At 64.4% G+C, this 24391-nt stretch carries 23 protein-coding genes; 4 read left to right on the top strand and 19 right to left on the bottom strand.

What is annotated here, in order from left to right:
- Positions 1–16: 16 nt before the first annotated feature.
- Together FJ986_RS25780 and msrB are read left to right on the top strand one after the other, a co-directional pair.
- Positions 17–814 (top strand): MBL fold metallo-hydrolase, encoded by a 798-nt coding sequence (locus tag FJ986_RS25780; protein ID WP_140676260.1) that lies wholly within the window; start codon positions 17–19, stop codon positions 812–814.
- Between the two features lie 113 nt (positions 815–927).
- A complete protein-coding gene (gene msrB, locus FJ986_RS25775) occupies positions 928–1329 on the top strand; it encodes a peptide-methionine (R)-S-oxide reductase MsrB (RefSeq protein WP_140676257.1) in 402 nt (133 codons plus the stop codon).
- Between the two features lie 62 nt (positions 1330–1391).
- Here msrB and FJ986_RS25770 read toward each other — a convergent pair whose 3' ends face one another.
- The 13 genes from FJ986_RS25770 to FJ986_RS25710 all read right to left on the bottom strand — a co-directional run bounded on the left by FJ986_RS25770 (position 1392) and on the right by FJ986_RS25710 (position 16288).
- Entirely contained in the window at positions 1392–1703 is a 312-nt protein-coding gene (locus tag FJ986_RS25770; RefSeq protein ID WP_246681836.1) for a hypothetical protein, read from the bottom strand.
- A 7-nt stretch (positions 1704–1710) separates the two neighbouring features.
- Positions 1711–2151, bottom strand: a complete 441-nt coding sequence (locus tag FJ986_RS25765) for a hypothetical protein (RefSeq protein WP_140493092.1) — start codon at positions 2149–2151, stop codon at positions 1711–1713.
- A gap of 32 nt (positions 2152–2183) precedes the next feature.
- Positions 2184–2444 (bottom strand): DUF2312 domain-containing protein, encoded by a 261-nt coding sequence (locus FJ986_RS25760; protein ID WP_140493089.1) that lies wholly within the window; start codon positions 2442–2444, stop codon positions 2184–2186.
- 167 nt (positions 2445–2611) lie between these two features.
- Complete coding sequence (gene pyc, locus FJ986_RS25755) at positions 2612–6070, bottom strand: pyruvate carboxylase (protein ID WP_140493086.1); 3459 nt, start codon at positions 6068–6070, stop codon at positions 2612–2614.
- Positions 6071–6342: 272 nt separating this feature from the next.
- On the bottom strand, positions 6343–7461 hold the full coding sequence (locus tag FJ986_RS25750; RefSeq protein ID WP_140493083.1) for a branched-chain amino acid ABC transporter substrate-binding protein: 1119 nt from the start codon (positions 7459–7461) through the stop codon (positions 6343–6345).
- 137 nt (positions 7462–7598) lie between these two features.
- Positions 7599–7946, bottom strand: coding sequence for a DUF6867 family protein (locus tag FJ986_RS25745; protein WP_140493080.1), 348 nt, complete (start codon positions 7944–7946; stop codon positions 7599–7601).
- Positions 7947–7963: 17 nt separating this feature from the next.
- A complete protein-coding gene (locus FJ986_RS25740) occupies positions 7964–8692 on the bottom strand; it encodes an ABC transporter ATP-binding protein (protein WP_140493077.1) in 729 nt (242 codons plus the stop codon).
- On the bottom strand, positions 8692–10194 hold the full coding sequence (locus tag FJ986_RS25735; protein WP_140493073.1) for an ATP-binding cassette domain-containing protein: 1503 nt from the start codon (positions 10192–10194) through the stop codon (positions 8692–8694). Before FJ986_RS25735 ends, FJ986_RS25740 begins: the two co-directional genes overlap by 1 nt.
- Positions 10194–11792 carry a high-affinity branched-chain amino acid ABC transporter permease LivM gene (gene livM / locus FJ986_RS25730; RefSeq protein WP_140676251.1) on the bottom strand — a complete coding sequence of 533 codons (1599 nt, stop codon included), beginning with the start codon at positions 11790–11792 and terminating at the stop codon, positions 10194–10196. Before livM ends, FJ986_RS25735 begins: the two co-directional genes overlap by 1 nt.
- Before the next feature lie 4 nt (positions 11793–11796).
- Entirely contained in the window at positions 11797–12699 is a 903-nt protein-coding gene (locus tag FJ986_RS25725) for a branched-chain amino acid ABC transporter permease LivH (protein ID WP_140493067.1), read from the bottom strand.
- A 336-nt stretch (positions 12700–13035) separates the two neighbouring features.
- The gene (locus FJ986_RS25720; protein WP_140676248.1) at positions 13036–14037 is read right to left on the bottom strand and encodes a 4-hydroxyproline epimerase; all 1002 of its coding nucleotides are present in this window, start codon (positions 14035–14037) and stop codon (positions 13036–13038) included.
- A 16-nt stretch (positions 14038–14053) separates the two neighbouring features.
- Positions 14054–15367: an FAD-binding oxidoreductase gene (locus tag FJ986_RS25715; RefSeq protein WP_224618079.1), complete on the bottom strand. Its 1314-nt coding sequence runs from the start codon at positions 15365–15367 to the stop codon at positions 14054–14056.
- A gap of 27 nt (positions 15368–15394) precedes the next feature.
- Positions 15395–16288 (bottom strand): dihydrodipicolinate synthase family protein, encoded by an 894-nt coding sequence (locus FJ986_RS25710; protein ID WP_140676245.1) that lies wholly within the window; start codon positions 16286–16288, stop codon positions 15395–15397.
- A gap of 110 nt (positions 16289–16398) precedes the next feature.
- Here FJ986_RS25710 and FJ986_RS25705 point away from each other — a divergent pair, with 110 nt between their 5' ends.
- A complete protein-coding gene (locus FJ986_RS25705) occupies positions 16399–17049 on the top strand; it encodes a GntR family transcriptional regulator (RefSeq protein WP_246672784.1) in 651 nt (216 codons plus the stop codon).
- An 85-nt stretch (positions 17050–17134) separates the two neighbouring features.
- Here FJ986_RS25705 and FJ986_RS25700 read toward each other — a convergent pair whose 3' ends face one another.
- Positions 17135–17434, bottom strand: a complete 300-nt coding sequence (locus FJ986_RS25700; RefSeq protein ID WP_140517526.1) for a hypothetical protein — start codon at positions 17432–17434, stop codon at positions 17135–17137.
- Positions 17435–17775: 341 nt separating this feature from the next.
- On the bottom strand, positions 17776–19272 hold the full coding sequence (locus FJ986_RS25695) for a CoA-acylating methylmalonate-semialdehyde dehydrogenase (RefSeq protein ID WP_140517525.1): 1497 nt from the start codon (positions 19270–19272) through the stop codon (positions 17776–17778).
- A 222-nt stretch (positions 19273–19494) separates the two neighbouring features.
- Between FJ986_RS25695 and FJ986_RS25690 the strand changes: the two genes are divergently transcribed.
- Positions 19495–20376, top strand: coding sequence for a LysR family transcriptional regulator (locus FJ986_RS25690; RefSeq protein WP_140676242.1), 882 nt, complete (start codon positions 19495–19497; stop codon positions 20374–20376).
- Positions 20377–20600: 224 nt separating this feature from the next.
- Here FJ986_RS25690 and FJ986_RS25685 read toward each other — a convergent pair whose 3' ends face one another.
- The 4 genes from FJ986_RS25685 to alr all read right to left on the bottom strand — a co-directional run bounded on the left by FJ986_RS25685 (position 20601) and on the right by alr (position 24373).
- On the bottom strand, positions 20601–21857 hold the full coding sequence (locus FJ986_RS25685) for a D-amino acid dehydrogenase (RefSeq protein ID WP_140493047.1): 1257 nt from the start codon (positions 21855–21857) through the stop codon (positions 20601–20603).
- Positions 21858–21979: 122 nt separating this feature from the next.
- Positions 21980–22567, bottom strand: coding sequence for a nucleoside-diphosphate kinase (locus tag FJ986_RS25680; RefSeq protein WP_246681835.1), 588 nt, complete (start codon positions 22565–22567; stop codon positions 21980–21982).
- Positions 22536–22958 (bottom strand): nucleoside diphosphate kinase regulator, encoded by a 423-nt coding sequence (gene rnk, locus FJ986_RS25675; protein WP_140493045.1) that lies wholly within the window; start codon positions 22956–22958, stop codon positions 22536–22538. The genes FJ986_RS25680 and rnk overlap by 32 nt, the downstream gene beginning before the upstream one ends.
- Positions 22959–23233: 275 nt before the next feature.
- The gene (alr, locus tag FJ986_RS25670; protein WP_140676239.1) at positions 23234–24373 is read right to left on the bottom strand and encodes an alanine racemase; all 1140 of its coding nucleotides are present in this window, start codon (positions 24371–24373) and stop codon (positions 23234–23236) included.
- Between the last annotated feature and the right edge of the window lie 18 nt (positions 24374–24391).

Here is a 24391-nt window from a genome sequence, read left to right as displayed (position 1 = left end):
AATGACGGGAGGTTCCATGACCTGTTTCCTGTGCCTGCAATGCGGCGTCCAGTTCGCGCAGAGCGAAGCGCCCCCTCGGCATTGCCCGATCTGCGAGGACGAGCGGCAATATGTGCGCTGGGAAGGCCAGGCCTGGATCACACCGGAAGAGCTCGCCGCCGGGCACCGGCTTGTGATGACGGACGATGCCGGCGTGCTCGCCTTCGGCATCGAGCCGCGCTTCGCCATCGGTCAGCGAGCGCTGCTGGCGCAGACGCCGCACGGCAATGTGCTGTGGGACTGCATCTCGCTTGTGACCGACGAGGCGGTGGCCGAGATCAAGCGCCGCGGCGGTCTCGCCGCGATCGCCATCTCGCACTGCCACTACTATTCGGTGATGGTCGAATGGAGCGAAGCATTTGGCGGCGTGCCGATCTATCTCCATGACGACGACCGGCAGTGGATCGTGCGGCCGCACCCGTCGATCGTCAGTTGGCAAGGCGAGACACTGGACCTGAACCCGGCGTTGACGCTCATCCGCTGCGGCGGCCACTTTGCCGGCGGCCAGGTGCTGCACTGGAAGCGCGAAGGCGGCAATGCTCTCCTGGCCGGCGATATCTTGCAGGTGACGCCGACCCGCCGCCACGTCAGCTTCATGTACAGCTATCCCAACTACATCCCGCTCAATGCGGCCGCCGTGCGCCGCATCGCGGCCGCGCTGGAGCCTTTCACATTCGATGACATCTACGGCGCGTGGTGGAACCAGAACATTATCGGTGACGCGAAACAGGCGCTGGCGGCCTCCCTTACGCGCTATCTCACGGCGATCGCGTGAGGAGCGCAGGCGGCACGCTCGAAAATGCGGGCAAATCTCGTAACAAACGCCTATCTTGTTGCGAATAGACATTGCGATCAACAACGAGCCGTCAAGGCCGAGGAGTTTTCTGCATGGACACCCACGCCTATCCCGTCACCCGCACCGACGCCGAATGGCGCGCCCGGCTGACGCCTGAGCAATATGCCGTCATGCGCAACCATGGCACCGAACGCCCAGGCAGCTGTGCGCTGCTTCACGAAAAGCGCGCCGGCACCTTCTTTTGCGTCGGCTGCGACCAGCCGCTGTTCGAATCCAAGCTGAAGTTCGAGAGCGGCACCGGCTGGCCGAGCTTCAACGACCCCGTTCCCGGTTCCATCGAGACCACGACCGACCGCAACTACGGCATGGTCCGCACGGAATGCCATTGCGCTCGCTGCGGCAGCCATCTCGGCCACGTCTTCGAGGACGGCCCGCCGCCGACGGGGCTGCGCTACTGCATCAACGGCGTGGCGCTGAGATTCGAGCCGGCCTGAGCGAGGCCTCGCCAACATTTCCTGCGAAGGGCGGCCTCGGCCGCCCTTTTCGTGCAGCATTGTCAGACGACGACTGTTGCGATCAGCCAGAGCGCCGAACCCAGCATAGCAAGGGGGGCGTTGGCGCCACCGGTTCGCTCCGCCGTCCGCCAGACGGCCGAAGTCAGGAAGATGTTGTAGGGCACCGGCGCGAAATGCACCGCCAGCACAAGACCGAGCGGCATCTTCACCCCCAGCAGAATGAGCGCCGCCACGGACGATGCAACGTTGATCGCCGTGCCGACGAGCACCATATCGCGCCAGAACAGCCGGTCGAGCCGCACCTGGCCGAGCCAGCGTGAGCGAAAGAAGGGTCTGGCGACTCCCGGCAACACCGGATACCTATCCCTGCCCCAGAACATCGATGACGGCGCGCTCGAAACGCGAGCATTCGGTCACCAGCCAGTCGGTCATGGCCGGCCAATTGTCCTCGGCAAAGCAGTTGACCCGCCACTGTGAATTGATGCCGAGGTTTTGTGCGCTCTGCTCCGGCCTGAGCTTCAGCCGTTCCTCGATCGCCGGCTGAAACGGCTTGAGGCGCACCCAGACGTCGGTTGCGCCAAGCTTCTCGTTACGGCCGAAGAAGACGCCGACCACATTCTCGCTGGGCGCCACATACATGGAGAGCACCAGCGCGAATTCCGGCAGCCCGCGCTGCCAGAACCAGGGCCCTCGCCTCGCCAGCCGGGTTCTTTCTTCCGGGTGACGCTCGGCAAACAGCGTCCAGAAGCCGCGTTGGCGGAACTCCGAGGCCCTTCGGCCACCGAAGTCGAACTCACTCATCGCCGACCCCGGACGTCACGAGATGCCTCGCCTTACACCATGCCGAGGGCGGCCTTGTAGAGGTCCAGGATGGACTCCTCCTCCTGGCGCTCGGCCTGGTCCTTCTTGCGCAGCCGGATGATCGCGCGCATCGCCTTGGTGTCGAAGCCGGTGCCCTTGGCCTCGGCGAACACTTCCTTGATGTCGTCGGAAATGGTCTTCTTTTCCTCCTCGAGCCGCTCGATGCGCTCGATGAAGGCACGCAACTGGCCGGCGGCAACAGTCTGGCTGGTCTCTGTGATATCGTCGGCCATGTTTTTCTCCAAAAAAATCGGTGCTTCGCCGCGACTCGGGGGAACCGTGCCGCCGCAAATTTCTGCGGTTCGATGCCCGACCAGGGACCGCGGGTCAAGCGGTTATCGAACAGGCCGTCAGGGCTGCCGACAGAAGCCGACAGTCTGTGCCTCTCTCTTGCGAGCTCTCAATTGAAGGCGATCAGCAGGTCCTTGGCATCGATCTGGTCGCCGGCCTTGACCAGCACCTCGGCGACCGTGCCGTCACGCTCGGCATGCAGCGCCGTTTCCATCTTCATCGCTTCGATGGAGAGCAGCACGTCGCCGGCCTTGACGGCCTGGCCGGCGGCCACCGCGAGCGCCGAGACGACGCCCGGCATCGGCGCTCCGACATGCGCCTCGTTGCCGGGTTCGGCCTTGCGCCTTGCCTTGGCGGCGGACGCGCCATGCGCCCGGTCGGGCACCTTGACGCGGCGCGGCTGGCCGTTGAGTTCGAAGAACACGGTGACCATGCCCTTGTCGTCCACGTCGCCGATCGCCTGGCAGCGCACGACCAGCGTCTTGCCCTTCTCGATGTCCACGAACACCTCGTCTTCGGGCTTCATGCCGTAGAAATAGGTCGGCGTCGGCAGCACGCTGACGGGACCGTAGGTTTCCTGCGCGGCCGCGAAGTCCGAGAAGACCTTCGGATACATCAGCCAGGAAGCGAACTCGTATTCGCTGAGCTTGCGCTCGAGCTTCCGTTCGATCTCCTTGCGGCTGGCCTTGAGGTCTGCCGGCTTCAGCAGCGAGCCCGGCCGCGCCGTGATCGGCCTGTCGCCCTTCAGCACTTTCTTCTGCAGCGCCTGCGGCCAGCCGCCAGGCGACTGGCCGAGATCGCCGCGCAGCATCGAGACGACCGAGTCCGGGAAGGCGATGTCCCTCGCCGGGTTCTCGACGTCGGCGACGGTGAGATCCTGGCTGACCATCATCAGCGCCATGTCGCCGACCACCTTGGACGACGGGGTCACCTTGACGATGTCGCCGAACATCAGATTGACGTCGTGATAGGTCTGCGCCACCTCGTGCCAGCGCGTCTCCAGCCCAAGCGAACGCGCCTGTTCCTTGAGGTTCGTGAACTGTCCGCCCGGCATCTCGTGCAGGTAAACTTCGGACGCCGGCCCCTTGAGGTCGCTTTCGAAGGCGGCATACTGGTTGCGCACCGCTTCCCAATAGAAGGAGATCCTCCGGATCCATTGCGGGTCGAGCCCGGGATCGCGCTCGGTGCCCTTCAGCGCCTCGACGATAGAGCCGAGGCAGGGCTGCGAGGTGTTGCCGGAGAACGCATCCATCGCCGCGTCGATGGCGTCGACGCCGCTCTCTACCGCCGCCAGAACCGTTGCCGCTGAGAGCCCCGATGTATCGTGTGTGTGGAAATGGATGGGCAGGTCTGTCGCTTCGCGCAGCGCCTTGAACAGCACGCGCGCGGCGCTCGGCTTCAACAGCCCGGCCATGTCCTTGACCGCTATGATATGGGCGCCGGCCGCCTCGAGCTCTTTCGCCAGCCCGACATAATATTTCAGGTCGTACTTCGCCCGCGTGGGATCGAGAATATCGCCGGTGTAGCAGATCGCGGCCTCGATCAGCTTGCCCTCGGCGCCGACCGCGTCCATGGCGACGCGCATGTTCTCGACCCAGTTCAGGCAGTCGAACACCCGGAACAGGTCGATGCCGCCTGATGCCGCCTGTTTGACGAAATGCTGCACGACATTGTCGGGATAGTTGGTGTAGCCGACGCCGTTGGCGCCCCGCAGAAGCATCTGCAGCAGGAGGTTGGGCGCCGCCTCGCGTACCAGCGAGAGCCGCTCCCAGGGATCCTCGGTGAGAAAGCGCATGGCGACGTCGAAAGTGGCGCCGCCCCAGCATTCAAGCGAAAGCAACTGCGGCAGGGCACGCGCATAGGTGCCCGCTATGCCGGCGATGTCGTGCGTGCGCACACGCGTCGCCAGCAGGGATTGATGGCCGTCGCGCATCGTCGTGTCGGTGACCAGCACCTCTTTTTGCGTGCGCATCCAGGCGGCGAATTTTTCCGGACCGAGCACGTCAAGCTTCTGCTTGCTGCCGCCGGGCACATTGCCGTTGAGGTAGGGCACCACGGGTGCGGCGGCATCGGCTTTCGGCTGCGGCCGGCCGCGCGTCTCGGGATGGCCGTTGACGCTGACGTCGGCAAGATAGTTGAGCAGCTTCGTGGCGCGGTCCTGGCGCTTGACCTGCTCGAACAGCTCCGGCGTCGTGTCGATGAACTTGGTCGTGTAGGAATTGTCGGCGAAGTTCGGGTGATTGATGATCGCTTCGAGGAAAGTCAGGTTTGTGGCCACGCCGCGGATGCGGAATTCGCGCAGCGCCCGGTTCATGCGTGCGATGGTCTCGGCCGGCGTCGGCGCCCATGCGGTCACCTTTTCCAGCAACGGGTCATAGAAGCGGGTAATGACCGCGCCCGAATAGGCGGTGCCGCCATCGAGGCGGATACCGAAGCCGGTGGCGCCGCGATAGGCAGTGATGCGGCCATAGTCCGGGATGAAATTGTGCTCGGGATCCTCGGTGGTGATGCGGCACTGCAGCGCGTGGCCGTTCAGCCTGATGTCCTTTTGTGCCGGAACGCCCGATTCCGGCGTGCCGATGGCGAAGCCGTCGAGAATGTGGATCTGCGCCTTGACGATGTCGATGCCCGTCACCTGTTCGGTGACGGTGTGCTCGACCTGGATGCGCGGATTGACCTCGATGAAATAGAACTTGCCGGTGTCGGCGTCCTGCAGGAACTCGACCGTGCCGGCGCCGATATAGCTGGTTTCGCGCGCGATCTTCAGCGCATGGCCGCACAGCTCCTGGCGCAGCTCCTCGCTGAGATAGGGCGCGGGCGCCCGCTCGACGACCTTCTGGTTGCGGCGCTGGATCGAGCAGTCGCGCTCGAACAGATGCACCGCATTGCCACTGGTATCGCCCAGGATCTGCACTTCGACATGGCGGGCGCGCTCGATCAGCTTTTCGAGATAGACCTCGTCCTTGCCGAAGGCGGCTTTCGCCTCGCGCTTGCCCTCGGTGACCTCGCGGGCGAGATCGGCCTCGGCACGGATGGCGCGCATGCCGCGGCCGCCGCCGCCCCACGAAGCCTTCAGCATCAGGGGATAGCCGATCTCCGTGGCAAGTTTCTTGACCGCCTCCATGTCGTCCGGCAACGGATCGGTGGCGGGAATGACAGGCACGCCGACCTCGATGGCCAGATTGCGCGCCGCGACCTTGTTGCCAAGCCGGCGCATCGTCTCCGGCTTGGGTCCGATGAAGGTGATCCCGGCTTCGGCGCAGGCCTCGGCGAATTCGGGGCTTTCCGAAAGCAGCCCGTAACCGGGGTGGATCGCATCGGCGCCCGACAACCTGGCGACGCGGATCACCTCCTCGATCGAGAGATAGCTTTCGATCGGCCCCATGTCCTTGGCGAGATGGGGTCCGCGCCCGACCTGGTAGCTCTCGTCGGCCTTGAAGCGGTGCAGCGAATATTTGTCCTCCTCGGCCCAGATCGCCACCGTTTTGAGGCCGAGTTCATTGGCCGCGCGAAACACGCGGATGGCGATTTCGGACCGGTTGGCGACGAGGATCTTCGTGATGGCCAAGGATTGGGCTCCAGCAGCGGAGGGAAGAGCAGCGGCGCCATGATTAGCGTGAAAATGCTGCAGTGCAAACAAAATTTGACGCACGTTTAAACCGATTTAAACCCGAGTCTTCGCCTTGAGCGTGGCCCCAAACGGCTGAACATCAGCGGAAAGCCGCCGCTGTCCTCAAAACGAGGATCTTTGCCAGACAATAAACGCGCGATCGCTGCTTCCGCAAAAGAAAATGCCCGGCGCGAGGCGCCGGGCATTCCGTGAAGTCAATGCGGACAGGCTTACATCTTCTGGACGTAGGTGTACTTGCCGTCGTCGCCCTTCTTCCACTCGTACATGACGTAGCCGGGCAGCGTCGGGTCGCCCTTGGCGTCGTAGGAGAGGTCGCCGAGCACGGTCTTGAACGGACCCTTTTCATGCAGCGCCTTGGCAACTTCCTGCGGGTCGTTGGACTTGGCAGAGGTGGCTGCCTCGGCGATCGCCTGCATGGCTGCGTAGGCGTAGAGCGTATAGGCCTCCGGCTCGAAGCCCTGCGCGCGGAACTTCTCGACCAGTTCCTTGTTGGCCGGAATCAGGCGCGGGTCCGGACCGAACGTGTTGAGCGTGCCCGCGACCGCGTCGCCAGCGATCGAGGCCAGTTCGTTCGACACGATGCCGTCGCCGGAAACCAGCGTCGCCTTGAGGCCCTGGTCGGCCGCCTGGCGGATGATCAGGCCGGCTTCAGTGTGCAGGCCGCCCCAGTAGATGATGGAGACGCCGGCTTCCTTCATCTTGGCGATCAGCGCCGAGAAGTCCTTGTCGCCGACATTGACGCCTTCATACATGACTTCCTTCACGCCCTTGGCGTTCATAGCCTTCTTGGTCTCGTCGGCAAGGCCCTGGCCGTAGGTGGTCTTGTCGTGCACGACGGCGATCTTGGCGTCCTTGAAATTGGCCGCCAGATAACCGCCGGCGATGCCGCCCTGCTGGTCATCGCGTCCGCAGGTGCGGAACACGTTCCACAGGCCGCGCTCGGTGAACTGGGGGTTGGTCGCGGCAGGCGTGATCTCGACGATGCCGTTTTCCGCGTAGACTTCCGACGCCGGAATGGAGACGCCCGAGTTGAAGTGGCCGACCACGAACTTGACTCCGTCGCCGACGAACTTGTTGGCGACCGAGATGCCTTGCTTCGGATCGGAGACGTCGTCGCCGACTTCGAGCTTGATCTGCTCGCCGTTGATGCCGCCCGCCGCATTGATGTCGGCGACCGCCTGCTCCGCGCCCTTCTGCAACTGTGCGCCGAAGGCGGCATTCGGACCCGTGATCGGGCCAGCAACGCCGACCATTAGATCAGCCCACGCATTGCCGCTGAACGCGATCAGCGCGGTCAGGGCGACGGCGGACAAAAGTGATTTTTTCATTTAAACGCTCCCATTAACGGAGTGGGCGTGGATGAAGCTTTCATGCGATGCCCACCCTTATCGCAGAAAGCATAGTTTGCCGATTTTCAGGCACTTGTCACGCCGATTCATCCCCGAAACGGCGTTAATGATGAACGTCAACCTTTCGGTTTCCAGCTCAAGATTGAAGCTCTTTCGTAGAGCCAATTATACTGTGTCACCATCTGGTTGGTTCGTGTGTATTGATAGCCGACGAAGCCGAGGATCATCAGTACGATGGTGTCGACGACATAGTAATGCAGCGAGAACATCGTGCCGTTGAACAGCGCGTGATGGATGAAGCGGATGCCGATGCCGAGACCCAGCAGATAGGCGAACAGCTGGACGAAGCTGCGCCAGGTCTGGGCACTGGCCTTGCCGGTCATCCATGCCGCCCAGCCGCCGAGCAGGCAGGTGACGAAGAAGAACTGCCAGATGGACGGTTCCTCGTAGAGAATGCCTTGCATGGTAAGGACTCCTGAACTCAGTGATGGCCGCCTTCGAGATAGGCGGCGCGCACTTCCGGATTGGCGAGCAGTTCCTTGCCGGTGCCGCTCATGGTCACATTGCCGTTGACCATGACATAGCCGCGCGTCGCCAGCTTCAGCGCGCCGAAGGCGTTCTGCTCGACCAGGAACACGGTCAGCCCCTGCGTGCGGTTCAGCTCGCGAATGGCATCGAAGATCTGTTTGACGATCAGCGGCGCAAGACCGAGCGACGGCTCGTCGAGCAGAAGCAGCTTCGGCCGCGCCATCAGCGCGCGCCCGATCGACAGCATCTGCTGCTCGCCGCCCGACAGCGTGCCGCCGCGCTGGGCGATGCGCTCCTTCAGGCGCGGGAACAGTGCGAACACCTTCTCGACGTCCTCGTCATAGTGCTTGAGGTTGTCGAGGCTGGCGCCCATCTGCAGATTTTCCATCACCGTCATGCGCGGGAAGATGCGCCGGCCTTCCGGCGACTGGGCAATGCGCAAGCGCGCGATCTCGTGCGTCGGCAATTGGGTGATGTCGGCGCCGGCGAAGGTGATGGTGCCCGCGCGGGCGCGCGGCGCTCCAAAAATGGTCATCATCAGCGTCGATTTGCCGGCGCCGTTGGCGCCGATCAGCGCCACGATCTCGCCCTCGTTGACGGTGACGTCGACGCCGTTCAGCGCACGGATGTTGCCGTAATAGGTCTGCACGCCCTTGATATCGAGCAGCGTCTTCCCGGCCATCACTTGCCCCCTCCGCGCTTGGCCCGAACGGGCTTGCCCGCTCCTGTCGCGGGCTTTGCTGCCTGCTTACCGGAAGCATGGCTCGTCGCCACCTTGCCGGCGTCGACGCGGCGCGAGAATTCCGTGTCCTTGCCCTGGCTAAGCAGCCTGGCCTGCTTGACCCATTCTTCGCGGGCGATGCGTCCGTCAAAGGCGAGATACGCTTCGACGGCCTCGACATCGGCCTTCTTCCAGGCGCCGATCTGGTCGAAGTGGAAGATGCCGTGTTCGTTGAGCTTCTTCTCGTTGACCGCGCCGATCCCCTTGATGCGGGTGAGATTGTCGGCTTTGCCGCCGCGGGGCGCCGTGAGGCGGTTCGAGATGCCCGCGGCCTTCGCGGCCGGCGTCTTGGCCCCTGTCTTGACACTCGCCTTGGTGGCCGGCTTCGCCGCCGGCTTGGTCCGCGAAGCAGGTGCTGGCGCGACAGCCTTGGCCGCAACGCTCGCCGCCCGCGCATCGACCTGCGCCGCCTTCGAGGCGCCCTTCGACACCGTGATGCGCTCGCCTTCGCTGTGGCCGACCGTGTCGCTCACCGGGCCGGCGAGATAGGACGACGATGTTCCCGGACCATGCGCGGCATCGGGACCGGTATCGAGTTGCTCGATGACGTCCTCGTCGCCGACTTCGGTCAGCACGGTCTCGACCTCCTCGTCGTCGACGCCGAGATAGGCGGCGATGACGCGCGGATCGGTGCGCACCGACTGCGGATTGCCGTCGGAGATCTTGCGGCCGTATTCCAGCACCACGACGTGATCGGAGATCTGCATGACCACCGACATGTCGTGCTCGATCAGCAGGATCGAGGTGCCGGTGTTGTTCTTGATGTCCATCAGCAGGTCGTTGAGCGCGGCCGATTCCTTTGGATTGAGACCGGCGGCGGGCTCGTCGAGGCACAAAAGCTCCGGGCCGGTGCACATGGCGCGCGCGATCTCGAGGCGCCGCTGCGCGCCATAGGGCAGGTCGCCGGCCGGATCGTCGGCGCGGTCGACCAGATCGGCTTTCTCAAGCCAGTGCTTGGCAAGTTCGACGGATTCGGCCGAGGCCTTGCGGTAACCGCTGAAGCCGAACAGGCCGAGCACCGTATAGCCCGAAGCCTTCATCAGCTTGTTGTGCTGGGCAACGAGCAGGTTCTCGAGCACCGTCATGCCCGAGAACAGGCGGATGTTCTGGAAGGTGCGCGCCACCTTGGCGCGCGCCGGGATCTCATGGTTGGGCAGCCGTTCGAGCAGGTAGATCGAGCCGTCCTGCCGGGTGAGAGTGATCATGCCTTCCGACGGCTTGTAGAAGCCGGTGATGCAGTTGAACACAGTGGTCTTGCCGGCGCCGTTGGGCCCGATCAGCGCGGTGATCTCGCCGCGCCTGGCGGTGAAGGACAGGTCGCCGATCGCGACCAGGCCGCCGAACTTCATCGACAGGTGTTCGACGTTCAGGATGGCGTCGTTCATGGAGGGGTTCGCGTTCATCAGCCGTGCCCCTCCTTGGTGAAGGAACTGGAGACAGCCCTTCGCACCTTGAGGAAGGCGGTCGGCTCACGGCTGCCGACGAAGCCGCGCGGCTTCCACAGCATGACGATCACCATGGCCATGCCGAACAGCAGCATACGGTAGAGTTCCGGCGTGAAGTCGGGTCCGAAGACCTGCTTGAGGAAGTCGAGTTCGCGCAGCACCTCGGTGCCGCCGATCATGACCAGAGCCGCGACGGCAATGCCGACCAGTGATCCCATGCCGCCAAGCACGACGATGGCCAGGATGATGGCCGATTCCAGGAAGACGAAGGATTCGGGGCTGACGAAGCCTTGCCGGGCGGCGAAGAACGAGCCGGCAAAACCGCCGAACATGGCGCCGGTGGCAAAGGCGGTCAGCTTGGTGGTCGTGGTGTTGATGCCGAGTGAGCGGCAGGCGATCTCGTCCTCGCGCAAGGCTTCCCAGGCGCGGCCGACCGGCATGCGCCTCAGCCTGACCGTGACGAAGGCGGTGAGCAGCGCCAGCCCCAGGATGAGGTAATAGAGGAAGATCTTGTAATAGGCGCTCGATGTGGCGATGTTCAGCACCTTGCCGATGTAGTTCGGATCCGAGACGTTGAAGCTCATCAGGCCGAAGAAGGTGACCTTCGGGATGCTGGAAATGCCGGCCGAGCCATTGGTCACCTCGCGCCAGTTGATGATCACCAGCCGGATGATCTCGCCGAAGGCAAGCGTCACGATGGCCAGGTAGTCGCCGCGCAGGCGCAGCACCGGAAAGCCGAGCAGCACGCCCCAGAAGGCGGCCATGGCGCCTGCGGCCGGCAGGAGGATCCAGAAGGAGAGGCCGTAATGCGTGCCGAGCAGCGCATAGGCATAGGCGCCGACGGCATAGAAGGCGACATAGCCGAGGTCGAGCAGGCCGGCCAGGCCGACGACGATGTTCAGCCCCCAGGCCAGCATGACATAGATCAGGATCTGGATGCCGAAATTATCGACCCATTTCAGCGACCCTTGCAGCCCGCCGACGAGCGACCACGACATCAGCGACAGCATGCCCACGACAATGATCGGATAGAGCACCAGTGCGGCGATGCCGAGTTTTGTGAAGTTGGCATGGATGAAGCCGCGGAAATAGTAGATCACGCAAGCCAGCGCGTAGATGACCGCAAGGGCGCGCAGGAATTGCAGATAGCCGGCCGGCTCCGCCCCTACCCAGCCGGCGAGAGACCTGCTGAAGACGAACAGCAGCGCCGCGACGATGACGGCCACGATGAAGGCTGGAAAGAGGAAGAAGCGCGACGCCACGCTGGCCGGCAGCAAGCCGGTGGCGACGTCGGCGATCTTCTGGTTGGCCAAAAAGGGCTGGCCGTAGGCGACATAGAGGAAGCGGCCGACGGCCGTGGCGATGACCACTGCGGCGAGCAGGCCCCAGCGCTGCACCAGGATCAGCTCGTTTGAGATGTTCTGGTCGGTCTTGAGCCCGATGAACAGCACGAACAGGCCGAGCGCGATGGCACCGGCATAGAAGGCCTCGCGCAAGGCGCGCTGCATGGGCGTGGCTGCGACGGTGTCGCGCTCGGGAGATACGGTGACGGCCATGATCTCAGACCTTTTCGACTTCTGGCCGGCCGAGAATGCCGGAAGGCAGGAAGATCAGCACGATGGCCAGGATCGAGAAGGCGGCGACATCCTTGTAGTCGATCGAGAAATAGGCCGACCACATGCTCTCGATGAAGCCGATCAAAAGGCCGCCCAGCACCGCGCCCGGCAACGAACCGATGCCGCCCAGCACCGCTGCGGTGAATGCCTTCACGCCGGGCACGAAGCCATCCGAGAAGGCGATGACGCCGTAATACATCAGGAACAGCGTGCCGGCGACGGCGGCAAGTGCCGCGCCCATGATGAAGGTGATCGAGATGGTGCGGTCGACATCGATGCCGAGCAGCGCCGCCATCTTGCGGTCCTGCTCGCAGGCGCGCTGCGCCCGGCCAAGCGAGGTCTTGTTGACCAGGTACCAGAACAACACCAAGAGCAACGCGGTGACGACGACGATGATGATCTGCTTCAGCGACACGCTGATACCCTCGATGTTGTAGACCTTCGACACCATCGGCGGGATCGGCTTGTTGCGCGGGCCTTGCGTCACCTGCACGAAATTCGACAGCGCGATCGACATGCCGATGGCGGTGATCAGCGGCGCCAGCCGGAACGAGCCGCGCAGCGGCCGGTAGGCCACCTTCTCGATCGTCCAGTTGTAGAGGCTGGTCAGCAGCATCGCCACGATCATCATCACCAACAGTGCGATGACCACGGGAACCGAATAGAACAGGGCGCCCAGGATGAGGAAAACGATCAGCGCCGTGAAAGCGCCCACCATGAAGATATCGCCATGAGCAAAGTTGATCATGCCGATGATGCCGTAGACCATCGTGTAGCCGATCGCGATCAGCCCATAGATCGATCCCAGCGTCAGCCCATTGATAAGCTGCTGGACAAAATACTGCATGTGTACATGGCTCCCCTGGAATGTCGCCCATGCAGACGCATTCCTTTTCGTATTTCCCCTAGTCGTAAGGTTTCGAGACGGGATTGCAACGTCATTTTTTGATCGTCATGCGTGTTTCCGACTGCACGCCGTTCGATTGCCCGTTTTTTCGCACCCGCCCCCCTGGACTATCGCGGACCCTATCATTGGCATAACGCAATGTCTTTGACGATTAAGCGTCATCATGCGCTCCATTTCGAAGAAATCGCCGTCAAAATAAGTTGATGAGACGATTCCTTGCGCTCGTGACAGCAATCCTTTTTGTCCTTCCCGACCTTCCGCAGCGTGATGAATCGCCTATTTGACGACGAAGCCGTGCGCGAACGGATCGCGGTCATCGATGAAGATCGTGTTGAGCCCGGTCATGCGCGCCCAGCCGCCGATCGAGGGAATGATCGCCGGCTTGCCTGCGACCGTGACGTCTTTTTCAACCTTGCCCTTGAACAGCGAGCCGATGATCGATTCATGGACGAACGCATCGCCGGCCTTGAGCTTGCCCTTGGCATGGAGCTGCGCCATGCGCGCCGAGGTGCCCGTGCCGCACGGTGAGCGGTCGATCGCGTTGTCGCCGTAGAAGACCGCATTGCGCGCGTCCGCACCCGCCACCGTCGGCTCGCCGGTCCACAGCATGTGCGACAGCCGGTTGATGCCCGGATTCTCCGGATGCACGAATGAGTATTTCTCGTTGAGCCGCTGCCGCACCACCGGGCTCCAGGCGATGAGGTCGCCCGCGGAATGATCAGCCATGTCGCGATAGTTTTTCTGCGGCTCGACGATGGCGTAGAAATTGCCGCCATAGGCGACGTCGACGACGATCTCGCCGAGCCCGGGGCATTCGACCGTCAACCCCTCGGCATGGAGGAAGGAGGGCACGTTGGTGATGCGCACCTCCTCGACATATTCGCCGACCTGTTTGTATTCGGCGATGACCAGGCCGGCCGGTGTGTCGAGCCTGAGCACGCCGGGCGTCTTCGGCTTGATCAGCCCGTGCTCGATGGCCATCGTCACCGTGCCGATGGTGCCGTGGCCGCACATTGGCAGGCAGCCCGAGGTCTCGATGAACAGGATGGCGATGTCGCAATCCTCGCGCGTCGGCGGGTAGAGGATCGAGCCGGACATGACATCGTGGCCGCGCGGCTCGAACATCAGGCCGGTGCGGATCCAGTCATATTCGGCCAGGAAATGCGCGCGCCGCTCCATCATCGTCGAACCCTGGAGCAGCGGGCCGCCGCCGGCGACCAGTCGCACCGGGTTGCCGCAGGTGTGGCCGTCGATGCAGAAGAAGGATTTCCTGGCCATGACGCTCCTCGAAAAATCAAAACCGTTGTGGACTGAAGGGGGCCACGTCGATCGGCGGAGTCTGCCCCAGGACAAGCTCGCGGATCAACCGTCCCGTCGCAGCAGCCTGAGTCAGGCCAAGATGGCCGTGGCCGAAAGCGTAGACCACCGGCCGGCTTCCCGATGCGCGGCCGACGACAGGCAATGAATCCGGCAGCGAGGGACGAAACCCCATCCATTCGCGTCCGCCCGAAGGATCGAGGCCCGGCAGGAAGTCTTGCGCCTTGCGCAGCAGCGCCTTCGAGCGCGCGTAGTTGGGCGGCCGCTCGATGCCGCCGAGCTCAACCGCGCCGCCGATGCGCAGGCCCGTGTCGAGCGGCGTGATGACGAAGCCTTGGCCGGAGAAGATCAGCATCCGCTTCACCTCGAAGGCGGCCTTTGGCAACGTCGTGTTGTAGCCGCGCTCGGTTTCGAGCGGAATGCGATCGCCGAGCTGCCGCGCCAGCAGATGCGACCAGGCGCCGGCGGTGACGACCAGGTGCCGGGCTTGCCGCGTCGTGCCGTCGGCCAGCGTCAACGTCGCGCCGTTCCCGTCCGCGGCGACGCCGGCGATGCGGGCCTTCTCGAACCGCGCGCCCTTGGATTGCGCATAGTCCCAGATCGCCTTGCCGAGCAGTTTTGGATCGGCGATTGTCTTCCAGCCCGGCACGAACGTGCCTTTGCCGAAGCGCGGCGACAGGCCGGGCTGCAGCTCCGCCAGCTCCTCGCCGCCGACATGGCGGAAGCCGATGCCGAAGCGCTGGCGCGCCGCCCAGCCGGACAGCGAGGCCTGGAATTCGGCCCCGCTTTCGTAGAGTTCGAGCGAGCCATCCTCGCGCAGCATCCGCCTCGTGCCGGAGCGGTCGAGCAGGCCCATCCATTCGGCCTCGGCGAGCGCCATCATTGCGGCCTGCGCCACCAGGCCAGCCTCGTAGTGCTTCGCCGAGCCGGCACGCCAGAAGCGGATCAGCCAGGGCAGCAGCTTCGGCAGGTAGGCGGGCGGGATGGCGAGCGGGCCGAGCGGATCGGCCAGCCATTTCGGCAATTGCCGGAGCATGCCCTTGTGCGCCAGTGGCAGCACGTCGGAAAAGGCGAAGGCGGCGGCATTGCCGGAGCTCGTCTCCTCGCAGATGCCGGTGCGGTCGTAGACCGTGACGTTTCGCCCCGCCTCGGCAAGAAACGCCGCCGCGCAGATGCCGATGATGCCGCCGCCGACGATGGCGATATCTATTTCTTCTCCCTGTTCACGGGGAGAAGACGCCCGCAGGGCGGGGCGCCGCCGCGCTTCCATCGATTTGGAACTTCCTGTCACCTGGGCGCCGCCTCTCGGAAGAAAGCCTCAGAACGCCGGTAGTGTCGGCCGCACCGCCAGTGCGTCCTTGACGATCTTCTCGACCGCCTTGCGGCGCTCGCCCGACAGCGGCTGGCGCGGCATGCGGACGCGGTCGTTGGTTTGAATGGCGAACACCTCGGCAAGCTTGATGTTCTGCACCAGATAGGTCGAGACGTCGAGATCAAGCAGCGGCCGGAACCAGCGATAGATGGCGAGCGCCTCTTCGCGGCGGCCCCGCTGCATCAGCTGGTAGATCGCCACCGTCTCGCACGGGAAGGCGGTGACGAGACCGGCCACCCAGCCGATGGCGCCCACCGACAGCGCCTCGAAAGCGAGATTGTCGACGCCGGTAAACAGGTCGTAGCGGCTGCCCAGGCGATTGATGATCTCGGTCGAGCGCCTGATGTCGTCGGAGGATTCCTTGATGGCGACGAAGCGCTCGTCCGACGCCAGCTCCTCCATCTGGTCGACGGTGACATCCACGCGGTAGGCGAGCCGGTTGGAATAGATCATGACCGGCAAGTCGCCGGCCTCCGCGACGGCGCGCAGCGCCGCCACCGTCTCTTCCGCATTGGTATGGTAGATCGGGCTGGGCACCACCATCAGGCCGTTGGCGCCTTCCTTGGCGGCGCGGCGGGCGATGCTGGCGGCCTCGCGTGTCCCGGCCTCGTTCACCGTCAGCAGCACCGGTTTCTTGCCAGCCACCTTCTGCGCGGTTTTCAGCACTTCAATCTTTTCGTCATGGGACAGCATCGGCCCTTCGCCGAGCGATCCGCAGACGATGATGCCGTCGCAGCCGGCCTCCATCTGCAAGCCGAAGCAGCGCTCCATCTCGGCATGGTCGAGGCGGTCGTCCGTGGTGAATTTAGTCGTGACGGCTGGGAAAACTCCGGTCCACATGGTCATCGCTCCTCTGATATATCAGCCGTATATCTATTAAGAAAGCCGCTGTCAACACGGATTCTCCTATGATATATGCAAAATATATCAGGAGACCGCCTTTGATATCCATGCAGAGGAGCGCTGCGTTCGAGCCAGCTGCGACCAAGGCCTACCGCATGCTCGAGCATATGATTGTCACGCTCGAACTGGCGCCGGCGAGTTTCGTCACTGAAGGCGGCCTGATCGAGAAGCTGGCGCTCGGCCGTACGCCGGTGCGCGAGGCGATCCAGAGGCTGGCCTGGGAAGGACTGCTCGACGTGCGGCCGCGCGCAGGCATCGCCATCGCGCCGCTGCACCCCGGCGACTGGCTGCGCGTCCTCGACGCGCGCCGCGGCGTCGAGGTGGTGCTGGCCCGCTCCGCGGCGCGCTTCGTCACCCGCGACGCAGCCGACCTCTTCCACGATGCCGCGCTTGCCATGCAGAAGGCTGTCATCTCCGGCAACGTGCTTGCCTTCATCCAGGCCGACAAGACGCTGGACGAGGCGCTGGCGCGGGCTGCCGACAACCCGTTCGCGGCCAGGCTGGCTGCCCCGCTGCAGACCCATAGCCGCCGCTTCTGGTTCCGCTACAAGGCCGATACCGGCCTGGCGGAATCGGCCGAACATCACGTCGCGCTGATCCGCTCGATTGTCGACGGTGACGAGGAAGCCGCCGCGAAGGATGCCAAGCGGCTGATGGCATTGCTGCGCGCCCATGCCGAGGCGGCCGCCACACGTTGAAGCATACCGCCCGACACCGACCTCGGTTCAGGACAGTGCATGCCCAAGACCACGCGTCGCCTGAACCGCTTCGACGCGATGAGGCTCAGGCTCCTGGCAAGGCCGCCTTGATCGTCGGGCTGTCCCAGCCCTCGCCGACGGACAGGATGCAACTCTGGCCCTTGGTGTCGGAGGCGAGGACGGTCCAACTGCCCTGTTCGGAAACGAACACCTCAAGCACCACGTTGGGATTGATCAGACCACGCCCGGCCTCGCTTTCGTGGAAATTCTCGCCGAGCGCCTTGACGATGTCGGCGCGTGCCGCACATTGGCCGGCTGCATTCGCCGGCCCTATCGATAGCGCCGCCGCGGCGCATAGCAGCATGGACATAAGACGTTGTGCCATCGGACACCTCCTTGCGCCCGACGATGCGATGCTAACGGTCAGCCGTCGGCGCTCTGGTTGCCTGCCATGCCTCCTCCAGGGCAGGATCGTAGCTCTAAGTCCTGGCGCCCTCGCCGGTTCCATCACATTAGCGTTTGCAAAATAAACGGCCCGAGCCAGGGGACTCGGGCCGTAGATTTTTGGGTGGTCCTGCCGGCCCGCGCGGCCGCAGCCGAAGGACGCGCAAGCGGACAAGCGTCCGGCTAGTTCATCGTCGGGATGACGAACTCGGCCCCGTCCTTGATGCCGGCCCGCGCGCCCCGCAGCCGAAGGCGAGGACGCGCAAGCAGACAAGCGTCCGGCTAGTTCATCGTCGGGATGACGAACTCGGCCCCGTCCTTGATGCCGGACGGCCAGCGCGAGGTGACCGTCTTGGTCTTGGTGTAGAAGCGGAACGCGTCCGGACCGTGCTGGTTGAGATCGCCGAAGGACGACGCCTTCCAGCCACCGAACGTGTAGTAGGCGATCGGCACCGGGATCGGCACGTTGACGCCGACCATGCCGACCTGAACCCTGGAAGCAAAGTCTCGCGCGGCGTCGCCGTCGCGCGTGTAGATGGCGACGCCATTGCCCATCTCGTGGTCATTGGCGAGCTTGATGGCGTTCTCGTAGGTCGGCGCGCGCACCACCGACAGCACCGGCCCGAAGATCTCTTCCTTGTAGATGCGCATGTCCGACGTGACGTTGTCGAACAGGCAGCCGCCCATATAGTAGCCGTTCTCGTAGCCCTGCATCTTGAAGCCGCGACCGTCGACGACCAGCTTGGCGCCTTCCTTGACGCCGATATCGACATAGCCCTTCACCCGCTCCAGCGCCTGAGCGGTGACCAGCGGGCCAAAATCGGCGGCGGAATCCGTCGAGGGGCCGACCTTCAGGCTTTCGACGCGCGGCACCAGTTTTTCCATCAGCCGGTTGGCGGTGTCGTTGCCGACAGGGACCGCCACCGAGATCGCCATGCAGCGCTCGCCGGCCGATCCGTAGCCCGCGCCGATCAGTGCATCGACGGTCTGGTCCATGTCGGCGTCGGGCATGATGATCATGTGGTTCTTGGCGCCGCCGAAGCACTGCACGCGTTTTCCCGACGCAGTGCCGCGCGAATAGATGTAATGAGCGATCGGCGTCGAGCCGACGAAGCCGATAGCCTTGATATCGGGGTCGTCAAGGATGGCGTCGACGACTTCCTTGTCGCCGTTGACGACGTTGAGGATACCGGCAGGCAGGCCCGCCTCGATGAACAGCTCGGCGATGCGGATCGGCACGCCCGGGTCGCGCTCGGAAGGCTTCAGGATGAAGGCGTTGCCGCAGGCGATCGCCGGCGCGATCTTCCACAGCGGGATCATCGCCGGAAAGTTGAACGGCGTGATGCCGGCGACGACGCCGAGCGGCTGGCGCATCGAATAGACGTCGATGCCGGGGCCGGCACCGTCGGTGAATTCACCCTTCATCATGTGCGGCGCGCCGATGCAGACCTCGACCACTTCGAGGCCGCGCTGGATGTCGCCCCTGGCATCGGCGATCGTCTTGCCGTGCTCTCGCGCCAGGATGTCGGCCAGTTCGTCATAGTCGCGGGCGACCAGTTCAAGGAACTTCATAAGGACGCGCACGCGGCGCTGCGGGTTGGTCGCGGCCCATTTCGGCTGCGCCGCCTTGGCGTTCTCGACCGCCGCGCGCAGTTCCGCCTGCGAGGCCAGCGCCACCGTGCCGCGCACAGAGCCGTCCATCGGCTGCATCACGTCCTGCTTGCGACCGCTGGTGCCGGCGACACGCTTGCCGCCGATGAAATGACCGTATTCGATCATGATGTCTCTCCCTGGGTTTGTGATGGTGCATTGTCCGCCTTTGGCACGCCGATGGCAACGCGAGGGAGAACGCAACCGTTGTGCGGAAAATAGACAACGGTTGACGGGAGAGCATCAATTCTCGCAAATGGGAAGGATCACGAAGACGACGCCCAAGGATTGGCAGGTTGAGTTCCTTCACCACAGAACGCGACATTGAAAATTGTCATCCGGACCATCCCCATGAACTGGGATGACGTCCGCATCTTTCTCGCCGTGGCGCGCGCCGGGCAAATCCTTGCCGCGGCGAGGCGCCTGGAACTCAATCACGCCACCGTCTCGCGCCGCATCGCCGCACTTGAAGACGCGCTGCGCACGAAACTCTTTCGCCGGCTGACCACCGGCAGCGAGCTGACGCCCGCCGGCGAGCGCTTCCTCGACATTGCCGAGCGCATGGAGGGCGACATGATCGCCGCCCGCTCGACAATATCAGGCGAAGGCGACGACGTTTCGGGCACGGTGCGGATCGGCGCGCCGGACGGGTTTGGCGTCGCGTTCCTCGCCCGGCGCCTCGGCGCACTGACCGCGCTGCACCGTGAATTGACGATTCAGCTCGTACCGGTGCCGCGCTCCTTCTCCCTGTCTCGCCGCGAGGCCGACATTGCCATCACCGTCGAGCGCCCGACCGAGGGCCGGCTGGTAGCGGGCAAGCTGGTCGACTACTCGCTCGGCCTGTTTGCCTCACGTGCCTATGCTGAAGCCCACGGCCTGCCCCAGACCGCTGCCGAGCTGGGACGGCACACATTGATCGGCTATGTGCCGGACCTCATCGTCAGCCCATCGCTCGACTACGCCGCCGAATTCAGCGCGGACTGGCGCACCAGCTTCGCCATTTCCTCCGCGCTCGGGCAGGCCGAAGCGGTGCGGTCGGGCGCCGGCATCGGCATCCTGCACACTTTCGTCGCCCGCTCGATGCCGGAACTGGTGGCCGTCGACGTGGTGGCGCCCATCCGCCGTGCCTACTGGCTGGTCTATCACGAATCGGTCAGGCCGCTGCGCCGCGTCCAGATCGTTGCCTCCTTCATCACAAAGGCGGTGGAGCGGGAGAGAAATCTTTTCGTCTGACGCATGTCGGCCATCGCAGCTTCTTCCACGACACCGAGAACGGCATGATGGTGCTCGACCCCGCCTTCTTCGCCAGATGACGAGTATCTCCCCCATTCCAATCGGTCGCCACCGAAGTGACCATCCGGTGGGCTTACCGGCTGCTGTTCGACGAGGGCTGGGTGAAACAGGCGTTCTGACGCGATATCCGCTGGCCGCGCCCGCCGATGGCGAGCGGGCGGCGTCTATTTCAGATAGCGCTCCTGTGCCAGCGCGCGGGCGTCGATATCGGGCACTTTGTTCGAGATGATGTCGGCCAGCACCTTGGCCGAGCCGCAAGCCATGGTCCAGCCGAGCGTTCCATGGCCGGTGTTGAGGTAGAGATTGGAAAGCTCCGTGCGCCCGATCAGCGGCGGCCCGTCCGGCGTCATCGGCCGCAGGCCGCACCAGAACGTCGCTTCCCGCATGGCGCCGGCTCCTGGGAACAGGTCGCCGACCGAGTGTTCGAGCGTGCGCCGTCGCGATTCGTGCAGCCTGAGGTCGAAGCCGGAAATCTCGGCCGTGCCGCCGACGCGGATGCGGTCGCCGAGCCTCGTGATCGCGACCTTGTAGGTTTCGTCCATCACCGTCGACACCGGCGCGGCGGCGGCATCCTTGATCGGCACCGTGATCGAATAGCCCTTGACCGGATAGACCGGGATCGGCCGCTTCATCCGGCGCATGAAGTCCGACGAATAACTGCCCAGCGCCATCACATAGGCGTCGGCGGTCAGCCAGCCCTTGCTGGTGCTCATATTGTTGACGCGGTTGCGGCTGCGGATGACGCGCCATATCGTCGTGTCGTATTCGAACTTGACCCCGCGTGCCACGCAAAGCTCGGCCAGCCTGTCGGTGAACATCTTGCAGTCACCGGTCTCGTCGCCCGGCAGCCTCAGGCCGCCGACGAATTTTTCGCGCACCGCGGCCAGCGCCGGTTCCGCCGCGATGCAGCCGTCCTGGTCGAGAATTTCGTAGGGCACGCCATATCTCTTCAGCACCTCGACATCGCCTGATGTGCCGTCGAGCTGCTTTTGCGTGCGAAACAGCTGCAGCGTGCCCTGCGTCCGCTCGTCATAGGCTATGCCGGTCGCCTCGCGCAGCGCCTTCAGCGTGTCGCGGCTGTATTCGGCCAGCGGCACCATGCGCGATTTGTTGACCGCGTAGCGTTCGGCAGTGCAGTTGCGCAGCATCTTGACCAGCCACGTCCACATATGCGGATCGAAGGCCGGCCGCACCACCAGCGGACCATGCTTCATCAGCAGCCATTTGATCGCCTTGAGGGGGATACCGGGCCCGGCCCAAGGCGAGGCATAGCCGGGCGAAATCTCGCCGGCATTGGCGAAGCTGGTTTCCAGTCCCGGCCCTTTCTGGCGGTCGATCACGGTCACCTCGTGGCCAGCCTCGGCGAGATAATAGGCCGTGGTCACCCCGATCACGCCACTGCCCAGCACCATGATTTTCATTCATTCACTCCTTGCCGCGCCGAGCGTCCTCAGGACGCCCGTGGACGCGGCCGTATTTCGATTTGCGCATGATCCCGAGCGAAAATCGATGTCGATTTTCGAGACCACGCGCCGTTGCCCATTCACGCCGCCGAGGGACCGGGGTCGTCTTCTTCTGTCTGCCGCATTCCGGCCGTCTCGCCAAGAGGCCGCCAATCGGCTGCGGCACTGTAGACGAGCCTGAGCCCGTGCGGTCGCCGCTCGTCAGCTTGGTCTGTTTGCCTGACCGTGCGCCGGGCAGCTTCGGGCTGGTAGAGCACGGCCTTGATCAGGATCGACTCCCGCCTGCCGTCGGCGTGTTCGACCGTTGCCGTCTGGCCTTGCGCCATGCCAAGCATGCAGAGCCCGCGCCTCGTTGCGACCGACAGGCTGGAGCCGACCGGCCCGCGCACCTCGTGCTGCACCAGGGTTCGCGTTTCGGCGGGACCGGCATCGACGCCGAACACCACCCTGCTGTTCAGCGTAACGATGTCGGGGCCGACCGAATCGATCGGCACGACATCGGCGCCTGAAAGCTTGTGTTCGAGCATGCGCACGATCGGATCCGCGAACGCCCGTCGGCGCTCCAGCATGACTTCGAGAACGGCGAAGTCCTTCGTCGTCAGGCAACAATTCGTGCTCGTCATCACCGCCTCGCCATCAAGCTCGTTGCGGGCCGGAAGCCGGCGCATCTACGGCCTCGACGGTCACTGACAGTTCCCGACCGCCACGACCGTTCCAGCAAACCGCCTGCCCAACACTCGCGCCAATGAGCGCGGTTCCCATCGGCGTCAGCACCGAGATGCGGTTCTCGGCTATGTCGGCCTCACCCGGGTAGACCAGCATGATGCGCTGGGCGTCGCCGCTTTCGCCGCGCACGATCACCGTCGAACCCATTCGCACCACACCGGCCGGCATCGCCGCCGCGTTCGTGACGACGGCCCTGTCCATTTCCGAAAGCAGCTCCTCGGCCGTCTCGGGCGCGCGATCGAGCAAAGCCCTGGCCAGGCCCGTCAGCCTGTCATGGTCGGCGTCGCTGATCAGAAGATGGCTGTTTGGACGCAGTTCTTTCGCGTGTTGCATGGCAAACCTCATGGACCGGCGCATCGAGCGGATGCGCGCCTGCCGGCGCGCTGGCGGCGGCGTGATGAAAGGCCGGCAGCCGCGAAGGGCTGTTCGGCTTGATGGCGATTGTGGATGTATGGATGCCCCGGTACGGACGGACGCCGGAAGGCGGCCGCGCCGGGGCTACGATCCCGCGATCGGGCAGACCCTGAAGAAGGTTTTGATATAAGCGAGCTTGCTCATGTGCCAAAGCTTGCCGAATGGCGCCCGCTTGTCAAGCGCGGCCAAACCGCTCAACCGCCCAGATAGCGCCGGTGAAAACGCGTTCCGAGGCTGGCCAGGATTTCATACCCGATGGTGCCGGCATGGTCGGCAGCATCGTCGACGCTCTGTGAGGGCCCTAGCAACTCCACCAGGTCGCCCTCTCCGAGCCGGCCGGGCGGCAAGGCGGAAATGTCGAGAATGATCGAATCCATCGACACGCGCCCGAGGAAAGGCAGGCGCACCGCCTCGAACCATGCGGCCGAAGCGGAGCGGCGCAGCCAGCCGTCCGCATAGCCGAACGAAATCGTCGCCAGGCTGAGCGGGCCCTGCGCATGGTAACTGTGGCCATAGCCGACGCCAGTGCCCTTTTGGACACTGCGCGTCTGCGCCACCTTGGCCTGCAGCCCGACCACGGGCAGCATCGGGTTGGCTTGGCCAGGCGTCGGGTTGATGCCGTAGAGGGCGGCACCGGGCCGGGCGAGATCGCAATGATAAAGCGGGCCTAGAAAGATGCCGGAGGAGTTGGCAAGCGAGGCCGGCGCCACGGGTAGCATGGCACGCAACCGCGCGAATGCCAGCCTCTGCTGTTCATTGGCCGGGTGGCGCGGTTCATCGGCGCAGGCCAGGTGGCTCATCACATATCTGACGTCGATGCCATCGAAAGCGCCGACATCCCCGGCCGCCGCCTCGACCTCGGCTGGGGCCATTCCAAGCCGCGACATGCCGCTGTCGACCTGGACGGCAGCCGGGAGCCGGCGCCCGGCGCGGTGTGCCGCTGCGCGCCAGGCTTGCAACTGTGCGCCACTGTTGATGACAGCGCACAAGCCAGCCGCCACCGCTTCCGGCTCGGAACCCGGCGGCAGCCCGTTCAGCACGTAGATGTCCGGTCCGGCCCCCACCGCCTTGCGCAGCGCGATGCCTTCGGACAGCAGCGCGACGAAGAAGATGTCGCAGCCTTCCTTCATCAGCGCCGATGCCACTTGCGCGGCGCCGAGACCGTAGCCGTCGGCCTTGACCACGCCCGCGCAGCGCACGCCGCCCAGCCGCGCCTTCAGCCGCCGGTAATTTTCGCGGATCGCGCCAAGGTCGATGGTGAGGATGGCCCCGGCAGCAGCCTCGCTTGTGGCGTCGGCTTCCTCGGGCAGCGATCTTTTGGGGGCGTCGTGCATGGCGGCCCTTCTTGTGGC

It is taken from the genome of Mesorhizobium sp. B1-1-1 (assembly GCF_006442955.1).
Taxonomy (GTDB): domain Bacteria; phylum Pseudomonadota; class Alphaproteobacteria; order Rhizobiales; family Rhizobiaceae; genus Mesorhizobium.
Note: the sequence above shows the minus strand (reverse complement) of the source record. Positions and strands in the feature narration are given on the sequence as shown.